At 69.9% G+C, this 9,869-nt stretch carries 11 protein-coding genes; 3 read left to right on the top strand and 8 right to left on the bottom strand.

Annotated features, from left to right (window positions below):
* Positions 1–436: 436 nt before the first annotated feature.
* The gene (locus ACFWM7_RS29680; RefSeq protein ID WP_164620270.1) at positions 437–1,081 is read left to right on the top strand and encodes a helix-turn-helix domain-containing protein; all 645 of its coding nucleotides are present in this window, start codon (positions 437–439) and stop codon (positions 1,079–1,081) included.
* A 138-nt stretch (positions 1,082–1,219) separates the two neighbouring features.
* A complete protein-coding gene (locus ACFWM7_RS29685) occupies positions 1,220–2,008 on the top strand; it encodes a S16 family serine protease (RefSeq protein ID WP_383266326.1) in 789 nt (262 codons plus the stop codon).
* Here the strand turns inward: ACFWM7_RS29685 and ACFWM7_RS29690 are convergent.
* From ACFWM7_RS29690 to ACFWM7_RS29725, 8 genes are all read right to left on the bottom strand, one after another.
* Positions 1,968–3,299, bottom strand: coding sequence for an MFS transporter (locus ACFWM7_RS29690; RefSeq protein ID WP_383266329.1), 1,332 nt, complete (start codon positions 3,297–3,299; stop codon positions 1,968–1,970). The genes ACFWM7_RS29685 and ACFWM7_RS29690 overlap by 41 nt on opposite strands.
* A gap of 42 nt (positions 3,300–3,341) precedes the next feature.
* A complete protein-coding gene (locus tag ACFWM7_RS29695) occupies positions 3,342–3,542 on the bottom strand; it encodes a hypothetical protein (RefSeq protein WP_383266332.1) in 201 nt (66 codons plus the stop codon).
* A 46-nt stretch (positions 3,543–3,588) separates the two neighbouring features.
* Positions 3,589–4,206: an ArsR/SmtB family transcription factor gene (locus tag ACFWM7_RS29700; RefSeq protein WP_383266334.1), complete on the bottom strand. Its 618-nt coding sequence runs from the start codon at positions 4,204–4,206 to the stop codon at positions 3,589–3,591.
* An 87-nt stretch (positions 4,207–4,293) separates the two neighbouring features.
* Entirely contained in the window at positions 4,294–5,259 is a 966-nt protein-coding gene (locus ACFWM7_RS29705; protein ID WP_383266336.1) for a glycine betaine ABC transporter substrate-binding protein, read from the bottom strand.
* The gene (locus ACFWM7_RS29710; RefSeq protein ID WP_383266338.1) at positions 5,256–6,125 is read right to left on the bottom strand and encodes an ABC transporter permease; all 870 of its coding nucleotides are present in this window, start codon (positions 6,123–6,125) and stop codon (positions 5,256–5,258) included. The genes ACFWM7_RS29705 and ACFWM7_RS29710 overlap by 4 nt, the downstream gene beginning before the upstream one ends.
* Positions 6,122–7,393: a betaine/proline/choline family ABC transporter ATP-binding protein gene (locus ACFWM7_RS29715; protein WP_383266341.1), complete on the bottom strand. Its 1,272-nt coding sequence runs from the start codon at positions 7,391–7,393 to the stop codon at positions 6,122–6,124. The genes ACFWM7_RS29710 and ACFWM7_RS29715 overlap by 4 nt, the downstream gene beginning before the upstream one ends.
* Complete coding sequence (locus tag ACFWM7_RS29720) at positions 7,386–8,033, bottom strand: ABC transporter permease (protein WP_205085124.1); 648 nt, start codon at positions 8,031–8,033, stop codon at positions 7,386–7,388. The genes ACFWM7_RS29715 and ACFWM7_RS29720 overlap by 8 nt, the downstream gene beginning before the upstream one ends.
* A gap of 41 nt (positions 8,034–8,074) precedes the next feature.
* Positions 8,075–8,548 carry an Lrp/AsnC family transcriptional regulator gene (locus tag ACFWM7_RS29725; RefSeq protein ID WP_383266345.1) on the bottom strand — a complete coding sequence of 158 codons (474 nt, stop codon included), beginning with the start codon at positions 8,546–8,548 and terminating at the stop codon, positions 8,075–8,077.
* Between the two features lie 122 nt (positions 8,549–8,670).
* Here ACFWM7_RS29725 and hppD point away from each other — a divergent pair, with 122 nt between their 5' ends.
* Entirely contained in the window at positions 8,671–9,816 is a 1,146-nt protein-coding gene (gene hppD, locus ACFWM7_RS29730) for a 4-hydroxyphenylpyruvate dioxygenase (protein ID WP_118905734.1), read from the top strand.
* Positions 9,817–9,869: the final 53 nt, after the last annotated feature.

A 9,869-nucleotide genomic window follows, 5' to 3' on the forward strand; every position in this document is an offset into this window, starting at 1 on the left:
GTTTCCTCTCCGTACGGGCCGACGGCTTTCCGGGCGGCGGGGTCGCGTTTCCGGGCGGTGGTTCCGGGAAATTTCTCCGGTGGTTGTTCACACGCTGTTAACGCTGGTTCACATCCGTGGGCGTGTCACCCCGACCGTGTCGTGACACGTGAACGCGCGTAGATGTTCGCTTACCGGACGCCGTCCCGCTGACCGGCCCTTATGCGTGTGCCGTTTCCGGGCTCCGTGTCCGGAGACCGGATTCTGGACGAGGACTTCCGCTGAGCGGACCGGCTCGCTACTGTCCCCGCCATATGAACGCCCCGTGGCAACGCCGCCGCGGAGCGCAGCCGGTGCCTTGCCAGACCGGCGGCCTCTCCGTGCGTCGCCGCTGGGACCGGCGTCGCAACCTCAGGAGCAGGGCCGTCGTCGCTCACCCCGAAGAGGAGAGGGCGTCGTGACAGCGGAGACTTCCCAGACGCTCGACCGAGGACTGCGCGTCCTCAAACTGCTCGCCGACACCGACCACGGCCTGACCGTCACCGAGCTGTCCAACAAGCTCGGTGTCAACCGGACCGTCGTCTACCGGCTGCTCGCCACCCTGGAGCAGCACGCCCTGGTACGCCGCGACCTGGGCGGCCGCGCCCGGGTCGGCCTCGGCGTGCTGCGACTCGGCCGACAGGTGCACCCGCTCGTCCGGGAAGCCGCGCTGCCCGCGCTGCGCTCCCTGGCCGAGGACATAGGGGCCACCGCCCACCTCACGCTCGTCGACGGCAGCGACGCCCTCGCGGTCGCCGTGGTCGAGCCCACCTGGACCGACTACCACGTCGCCTACCGGGCCGGCTTCCGTCACCCCCTGGACCGGGGCGCCGCGGGCCGGGCCATCCTGTCCGCCCGGCAGACGACGGAGTCCGGCCACCCCGGCTACACCCTCACCCACGGCGAACTCGAAGCCGGCGCCAGCGGGGCGGCCGCCCCCCTGGTCGGGGTCTCGGGCGTGGAGGGCAGCGTCGGTGTCGTCATGCTCGCCGACGCCGTACCGGAACGGGTCGGGCCCCGCGTGCTCGACGCCGCCCGGGAAGTCGCGGACGCGCTGCGGTAGGCGGTACCCACGCCCGTACGCCCCGTATCCGTACGCGTACCCGTACTCGTACGCGTACGGGGCGTACGGGGTCTGGAGCGCCCCCGGCGGCGTACGCCTGGCGCGTTCCCGTTCCGGGGCGGCGGTTAGATTGGGTGCGTGCTCTCTCGTCTCTCGCGCCCCCGCGTCCTCGCCCTCTGCGCGCTCCCCGTCCTCGCCCTGTTCGGTACGGCGGCCCTCGCGCCGCTGCCGTTCACCCTGGCGCGGCCCGGGGTGACCGCGGATGTGCTCGGCAAGGACGACGGGCGGCCGGTGATCACCATCACCGGCGCCGAGACCCGGCCCACCGACGGGCAGCTGCGGATGACGACGATCCTCGCCACCGGGCCGAAGGCGGACGTCCGTATCGGTGAGGTGTTCGACAGCTGGTTCCGGACCGACCGGGCGGTCATGCCGCGCGACGCCGTCTACCCCACCGGCGGCTCCGAGAAGGAGATCGAGAAGCACAACCTCGACGACATGAAGGAGTCGCAGAACGTCGCCGTCGACGCCGCCCTGAACTACCTGGACCGCGAGCCCGGTTCGATGCGGGTGGCAGTCGACCTCGGCGACGTCGGCGGGCCGAGCGCCGGGCTCTTCCTCTCCCTCGGCATCATCGACAAGCTCGACGGCAACGGCTCCGGCGGTGACCTCACCGGTGGCCGCACCGTCGCCGGTACGGGGACGATCACCGCGGACGGCGAGGTCGGCGCGGTCGGCGGGGTGTCGATGAAGGCCCAGGGCGCCCACCGGGACGGGGCGAGCGTCTTCCTCGTCCCGAAGGCCGAGTGCGCTCAGGCGGAGGCCGAGGCGCCCGACGGGCTGCGGATCGTGCCCGTCTCCACGCTGAAGGACGCGGTCGGCTCGCTCAAGGCCCTGGAGTCGGGCGGGAAGGTCCCGAGCTGCTGACCTGTGCCGGTGCCGATGCCGGCGGTACGGGTTCCGCCCCCGGTGCCTCCTGTACGGCCCCCGCCACCGGCCCCTCGTCGAGCGTCCGCCAGGACGGGAACACCAGCGGACTCAACGTCGCCAGGAAGTAGACCCCGCCCATCGCCAGCAGCGCCCCCGTCGCCCCCGCGCCCTCCACCAGCAGCCCGGCCGCGAGCCCGCCCACCGGCATCGCGAACTCGCAGCCCGCCGTCAGCGCCCCCGAGACCCGGCTGCGCAGCCGGTCCGGCACGCGTTCGTAGATCACCGTCGTCAGGATCGGGTTCAGCACGCCGCCCGCGATCCCGCCCAGCAGCATCGTCACCGCGAGCGGCAGCGTCGTCCCTGTCACCGCCGCGACCAGGAACCTGGGCGCGCCGCACAGGATCACGCACACCGTGAACACCGCCCGGCGCGAGAACCGGTGCCCCACCGCCCCGTACAGCAGGGCCCCCACCAGACCGCCCGCCCCGAACATCGCGGTGAGCAGCCCGATGGCGGGTGCGCCGCCCAGCTCGTTTCCGGCGTGCACGGGGAGCAGTACGGCGTTCCAGCCCTGGTCGGTGCCGTTCATGAACATCACCATCACCACGACCGCCAGCAGCAGCCGGTTTCCCAGCAAGTGGGCGTAGCCCTCGCGGAGTTCGGAGCCGTAGGCGCGCAGCGAGACCGGGGCCTCCGCCTTCCGCGGTTCGGCCGCGCGCACACCCCGTACCCCTGCGGCGACCAGCAGGGCTGACAGCCCGAACGTCGCCGTGTCCAGCAGCAGGACCGTCTCCGCGCCGACGAAGGCGATGAGGACCCCGGCCAGCGCCGCGCCGACCATCCTGGCCCCGCGCGAGACCGCGTCGAAGAGGCTGGCGGCCCGGGCGAGCGTGGTGCCGGCGTGTTCGGCCAGGTCCGGGATCAGGACGTAGCGCGCGGTGTTGCCCGGGGTGTGGGCGAACCCGTTGAGCGCCATCAGCGCGCACAGCATCCAGAAGTCGAGGATGCCGGCGAAGTGCAGCAGCGGGATCGCGGCGATGGCCGACGCGCACACGGCGTCGGACACGATGGCCGTACGGCGGCGGCCGAACCGGTCGATGACCGGTCCGCCGATCAGTGCGGCGACGACGATCGGCAGGGTGGCGCAGAAGGCGACGACCCCTGCCCGGCCCGCGCTTCCGGTGGTCTCCAGGACGAACCAGGGGACGCCGATCAGGGTCAGTGAAGTGCCTGCGGTGGAGATGGAGTTGGCCGCGAGCGTGGCGGCGATAGGGGTGCGGTTCCCCATGGTTCTTCTTCCCCCCGAATCGATGGTTCCCCGAGCCGGTGGCTACGCCGGACGGAAGGCGGCGGCGCGAGGTGCGGTCGCGGCCGCCTCCCGGCCCTGAGTCGTCAGCCGCAGGCCCACCTCGACCAGGGTCCAGCCGACCCGGGTGCGCAGGCTGGTGCGGGGGAGGCGGAACTCGCCTGCCTCGGAGCGGAGTTCGGCCGATTCGATGGTGTGGAGGAGGTGGTGGACGTCGGCGTGCATAACGGGTTTCCCTTCGATTCGCGGGGAGTTGCGGGGCGCGGCGCGGTCATTCGGAGGGGCGCGGGAAGACGTGCAGGTGGGTGCGGACGACGGCCGAGCCCTCGGTGTCCTCGGGGACGGTGCCGCGGTAGCTCTCCACCAGTTCGTGCATCTTCCGGGACAGTTCCAGGGCGAGCTCCGGGGTGAGGCGGATCTTGAAGTCGCTCAGGTCCCAGCTCTCCTGCCACTCCTCCGGCCATTCGTCCATCGTGCCCAGCCAGGTGTTCAGCTCCTGGGCGTGGGTGGTGGCCGTCTCGTGCAGGACGACGTCGATGGCTCCGCGTACCTCCGGGTCGTCGTGCGTCCGGAAAAGGGCGCTGTCGAAGGTCGAGCCGTCGTGGATCGCCCGCCACCAGCGCTCGCGCCCCTTGCCCAGCTCCGGCGCGTCCTCGACCAGTCCGGACTCCGCCAGTTGGCGCAGGTGGTAGCTGGTCGCGCCGCTCGACTCGCCCAGCCGCTCACCCAGCTTCGAGGCGGTCGCCGGGCCGAACTCGCGCAGCGCGTTCAGCAGGCGGATCCGCAGCGGGTGCGCGATGGCGCGCAGGGTGCGGGCGTCGACCGTGTGCAGCTTCCGGTCGTCGCCGCCCAGGTGGTAGGGGCGAGGGGTGCTCTCGTTCTCCGGCATGCCTCAACCGTAGAGATGCAAAGGAACCTTTGCAAGGCTTTTTTGCAACGAGACCTTTGCAGTGATTCCTTTGTAACTCGCTCCGGCTCACCCCTCCTCGATGAACCCCTCCGCCACCAGCCACTCCTTCGCCACCTCGTGCGGGTCCTCGCCGTCCACGTCCACCTTGGCGTTCAGCGTCTGCGCGACCTCGGTCGTCAGCTTCTTCGCGAGCGGATCCAGCAGCTCCGCGATCACCGGGTACTTCTCGAAGGTGGCCTCGTGGACGACCGGGGAGGCGTTGTAGTTGGGGAAGAAGTTCTTGTCGTCCGCCAGGACGTCCAGGTTCATCGCCTTGATCCGGCCGTCGGTGGTGAACACCTCGCCCAGCAGGCAGGAGTTGGACTCGGACACCTGGGTGTAGATGATCCCGGCGTCCATCTTCTGGATGTTGCCCGCCGGGATCTTCATCCCGTACCGCTTCTCCATGCCGGGCAGCCCGTCGTCGCGGGAGGCGAACTCGTTCTCCACGCAGATCGTCACAGCGCCCGGGTCCTTCTTCGCCAGCGCCGCCACGTCCGAGAGGGTCTTCAGCTTGTACTTCGCGTTGTTCTTCTTGCTGATCGCCAGCGCGTACGTGTTGTCGAGCGGGGCCGGCGGCAGCCAGATCACCCCGTTGCCCTTGTCCTCGTCCCGTACCGCCTCGTACTGCTTCTTCGGATCGACGATCGGCTCCGCGTGGCCCAGGAAGGTGATCCAGCCCGTGCCGGTGTAGTCCCACTGGGAGTCGGCGTCGCCGTTGATGATGGCCTCGCGGGCGCTGATCGAGCCCGGCAGGTTCGTCCGGTCCAGGACCTCCGCCCCGGCCGCCTTGAAGACCAGGCCGGTCATCTGGCCGAGGATGATGTTCTCGCTGAAGTTCTTCGACGTCACCGTCAGCGTCGCGCCCTTGAGCGGCTCGCCCTGCCCGACCGAACCCGGCGACACGTCGTCCACCATCGGCGAACCGCTCTTCAGCCCGCAGCCGCCCACCAGCAGCACCGGCACCAACACCAGCAGCAGTTTCCTTCTCACCGCTCCTCCAGCCCGCGCGGCGTCAGCGCCAGTTCGGCCAGCGAGGCCAGCCAGTCCACCAGCAGCGCCAGCACCACCGTCAGCACCGAGCCGATGATCAGCACCGGCATCCGCTGCGTCTGGATCCCCGAGGTGATCAGGTCGCCGAGCCCGCCGCCCCCGCCGAACGTCGCCAGCGTCGCCGTACCGACGTTCAGGACCAGGGCCGTACGGACGCCCGCCAGGATCAGCGGTACCGCGAGCGGCAGCTCCACCTTCAGCAGGACGCCCCGCCCGGACATCCCCATCCCGCGCGCCGCCTCGATCATGTTCGGCTCGATCGCCCGCAGACCCGCCACCGTGTTGGAGAGCACCGGCAGCACCGCGTAGATCACGATGCCGATGATCGCCGTACGCGGCCCGATGCCCAGCCAGATCACCAGCAGCGCCAGCAGACCGATCGCCGGGGTCGCCTGGCCGATGTTGGCCAGGGCCGTGAAGGCGGGGGCCGCCTTCCGCAGTCGCCGCCGGGTCAGCGCGATGCCGAGCGGGATCGCGATGATCAGCACCCAGAACGTGGAGATCGCCGTCAGCCGCACGTGCTGCCACCAGCGCAGCTGCACATTGCCGCCGGTCAGCGAGTTCTCCGCGATCGAGTCCAGGTGGATGTTGGTGATCCAGACGTACGTGATCGCCAGGACGACCACCAGCACCGCCGGCAGGAGCGCCAGTTTCCGCCAGGTGATCCGGCGCTCCGGCGCTGCCGGGGCGGGGGAGGGGTCGCTCTCCTCGTCGTGGAACGCGTGGCCCTTGACGTCGTGTTCGCCCGGCGGCCGAGTGGGGGCGGCCGGGCCCTTGCCGGAGCCGGACGGGTGGCTGGGGCTCATACTCCGTTGCCACCCCCCTCCAGCTCCTGCTCCGTCTGGTGGACGCGCTGCTCCTCCAGCTCGTGCTGGTGCTCCATCGCGGTCAGCCGGTCGGCCTCCAGCAGCTCCTGCACGTTGTCCATCAGCGTCTTCATGTCGACGACCCCGATGAACTCGCCGCGCCGCCCTGTCACCGCGACCCGGCCCCCGCTGTCGGTGAGCACCGCCTCCAGCGCGTCGTGCAGCGTGGCGTCCCGGGTCACCGTGTCGTGCACCAACTGCCCGGCCCGGGCCAGCGAACCGCGCGCCCGCATCAGATCGCCGCGCCGCAGCCACTTGTACGGGCGGTTGCGGCGGTCCAGCATCAGCAGCTCGTTGTGCGGGCCGTTGCGCAGCTTGTTGAAGATCGTCTGGAGCGGGTCCTCGACCGTCACCGTCGGGAAGTCCGCGATGCCCACATCCCGTACGCGGGTGAGGTTGAGCCGCTTGAGGGCCGCGCCCGCGCCGACGAAACCCGAGACGAAGTCGTCCGTCGGGTTGGTGAGGATCGCCTCGGGGGTGTCGAACTGCGCGATGTGCGACCGCTCCCGCAGTACGGCGATCCGGTCGCCGAGCTTGATCGCCTCGTCGAAGTCGTGCGTGACGAACACGATCGTCTTGTGCAGCTCGTGCTGGAGCCGGATCAGCTCGTCCTGGAGGTGGTCGCGGGTGATGGGGTCGACCGCACCGAACGGCTCGTCCATCAGGAGGACGGGAGGGTCGGCGGCCAGCGCCCGCGCCACGCCCACCCGCTGCTGCTGCCCGCCGGAGAGCTGGCGCGGGTAGCGGCCGTGGAACTCGCGCGGGTCCAGGCCCACCAGGTCGAGCATCTCCTCCACCCGGTCCTTCACCCGGGACTTGGACCAGCCGACCATCTTCGGGACCAGCGCGATGTTGTCGGCGACCGTCATGTGCGGGAAGAGGCCGGAGGACTGGATCGCGTACCCGATCTTGCGGCGCAGCTTCACCGGGTCGATGTCGGTGACGTCCTCGTCGCCGATCCGGATCCGGCCCGAGGTCGGCTCGATCAGCCGGTTGATCATCTTCAGCGTGGTGGACTTCCCGCAGCCGGACGGACCGACGAAGATGACGGTCTCGCCCGCCTTGATTTCCATCGAGACGTTCTCGACGGCCGGGTTCGGGTTGCCCGGGTACTTCTTGGTGAGGTTCTCCAGCTGGATCGTGGCCCCGGAGGAGGCCGCGGCCCCCTCCTCCGTCGTCACCGTGGGATCGGTCTCGGTCTCAGGCACGGATCCCCCTCGGGATGGTCAGCCGTCCCAGCAGGACGTACGCGGCGTCGAAGAGCAGGGCGAGGACGACGATGCCGAGCGTGCCCGCGAGGACCTGGTTGATCGCGTTGGCGCTGCCCAGCGAGGCGATGCCCCGGAAGATCTCGTTGCCGAGGCCGGGCCCGGAGGCGTACGCGGCGATGGCGGCGATGCCCATCAGCATCTGCGTCGAGACGCGGATCCCGGTCAGGATCGGCGGCCAGGCGAGCGGCAGCTCCACCCGGCACAGCCGCGCCGTGCGCGACATCCCGATGCCCGTCGCCGCGTCGACCAGCGACGGGTCGACGCCGCGCAGCCCGACGATGGAGTTCCGGACGATCGGCAGCAGCCCGTACAGCGTCAGGGTGATCACGGTCGGCGCGACGCCGAGGCCGACCAGCGGGATCAGCAGACCGATCGCGGCGAGGGACGGGATGGTGAGGATCGTCGCCGTGGAGGTGATGGCCAGTGAACCGCCCCAGCCGCTGCGGTAGCTCACCACCCCGATGACCACGCCCAGCACGGTGGCGATGACCATGCACTGGAAGACCGCGCTGACGTGCTGGAACGCGTCCGTGAGGAGCTGCTGGTGGCGGGTGTTCAGATACTCCCAGAAGCTCACACGGCACTCCCTCGGCCCGCGGCCTGCTGTCCGGATCAGGCCTAGTCGGTGTCCTCGGCCGCCTGTTCCACCAGCGGGATGATCCGCAGCGGAACCGGGTTTTCCATGACGATCGCCGTGGAGGCCCGGACAATGCCATCAAATCCGACAACCCGGTCGATCACCCGCTGAAGATCGGCGTTGGAACGGGCGACGAGCCGGCAGAACATGTCCCCGTGCCCGGTGGTGGTGTGCAGCTCCAGCACCTCCGGTACGCCGCCCAAATGCGCCCGTACGTCGGCCCCTTGGCCCTGTTTGATCTCCAGTGTGGCGAACGCGGTCACCGGATAGCCGAGCGCCTCCGGGTCGACGTCCGGGCCGAACCCCCGGATGACGCCATTCGACTGAAGGCGGTCCAGCCGCGCCTGCACGGTCCCGCGCGCCACCCCGAGCCGCCGCGATGCTTCGAGGACGCCGATGCGCGGCTCACGCGCGAGCAGCACGATGAGCCGGCCGTCCAGATGATCGATCGCCATGAACCCGCCTTCGGTGGTCACCCTGTACAGATAGTCCGGCCATCATGGCGATCGGCTGCACATATTGACCAGTGAATGCGCGAACTATTGCGCACCTTGCGATGCGGGGAGAGCCTTCGAACATGACTGAGACTCTGCACACCAGCCCTGACACCGCAGCGCAGGCCGACCGCTTCCCGGTCAAGGGAATGGACGCGGTCGTCTTCGCCGTGGGCAACGCCAAGCAGGCCGCGCACTACTACTCGACCGCCTTCGGCATGAAACTCGTGGCCTACTCCGGACCGGAGAACGGCAGCCGCGAGACCGCGAGTTACGTCCTGACCAACGGCGCCGCCCGCTTCGTCTTCACCTCCGTGATCAAGGCGTCCACCGAGTGGGGCGCCTTCCTCTCCGACCATGTCGCCGCGCACGGCGACGGTGTCGTCGACCTCGCCATCGAGGTCCCGGACGCCCGCGCCGCGTACGCGTACGCCGTCGAGCACGGCGCGCGCGGCATCACCGAGCCGCACGAGGTCAAGGACGAGCACGGCACGGTCGTCCTCGCCGCCATCGCCACGTACGGCAAGACCCGCCACACCCTGGTGGAGCGCTCCGGCTACGACGGCCCCTACCTCCCCGGGTTCGCCGCCGCCAAGCCGATCGTCGAGCCGCCGGCCAAGCGGACCTTCCAGGCCATCGACCACTGCGTCGGCAACGTCGAGCTCGGCCGGATGAACGAGTGGGTCGGCTTCTACAACGAGGTCATGGGCTTCACCAACATGAAGGAGTTCGTGGGCGACGACATCGCCACCGAATACTCCGCCCTCATGTCGAAGGTCGTCGCCGACGGCACGCTGAAGGTCAAGTTCCCGATCAACGAGCCGGCGATCGCGAAGAAGAAGTCGCAGATCGACGAGTACCTGGAGTTCTACGGCGGCGCAGGCGTCCAGCACATCGCGCTCGCCACCAACGACATCGTCTCCACGGTCCGCTCGATGCGCGCCGCCGGTGTGCAGTTCCTGGACACCCCCGACTCGTACTACGACACCCTCGGCGAGTGGGCCGGCGAGACCCGGGTGCCGGTCGAGACCCTGCGCGAGCTGAAGATCCTCGTCGACCGCGACGAGGACGGCTACCTGCTGCAGATCTTCACCAAGCCGGTCCAGGACCGGCCGACCGTCTTCTTCGAGATGATCGAGCGCCACGGCTCCATGGGCTTCGGCAAGGGCAACTTCAAGGCCCTGTTCGAGGCGATCGAGCGCGAGCAGGAGAAGCGCGGCAACCTCTGACCTGCGCCTTCGGGTGCACAAACGCCGCCGTGGTCCGAGGCAGTACCTCGGAC

It is taken from the genome of Streptomyces sp. NPDC058375 (genome assembly GCF_042723425.1).
In the GTDB taxonomy this organism is placed as follows: Bacteria; Actinomycetota; Actinomycetes; order Streptomycetales; family Streptomycetaceae; genus Streptomyces; species Streptomyces durocortorensis.

What these genes read in the sequence shown, in the direction of transcription:
- ACFWM7_RS29690 (WP_383266329.1), bottom strand. Translation starts at nt 3,299, where the DNA reads ATGGGGAACCGCACCCCTATCGCCGCCACGCTCGCGGCCAACTCCATC.
- ACFWM7_RS29695 (WP_383266332.1), bottom strand. Translation starts at nt 3,542, where the DNA reads ATGCACGCCGACGTCCACCACCTCCTCCACACCATCGAATCGGCCGAA.
- ACFWM7_RS29700 (WP_383266334.1), bottom strand. Translation starts at nt 4,206, where the DNA reads ATGCCGGAGAACGAGAGCACCCCTCGCCCCTACCACCTGGGCGGCGAC.
- ACFWM7_RS29710 (WP_383266338.1), bottom strand. Translation starts at nt 6,125, where the DNA reads ATGAGCCCCAGCCACCCGTCCGGCTCCGGCAAGGGCCCGGCCGCCCCC.
- ACFWM7_RS29725 (WP_383266345.1), bottom strand. Translation starts at nt 8,548, where the DNA reads ATGGCGATCGATCATCTGGACGGCCGGCTCATCGTGCTGCTCGCGCGT.
- hppD (WP_118905734.1), top strand. Translation starts at nt 8,671, where the DNA reads ATGACTGAGACTCTGCACACCAGCCCTGACACCGCAGCGCAGGCCGAC.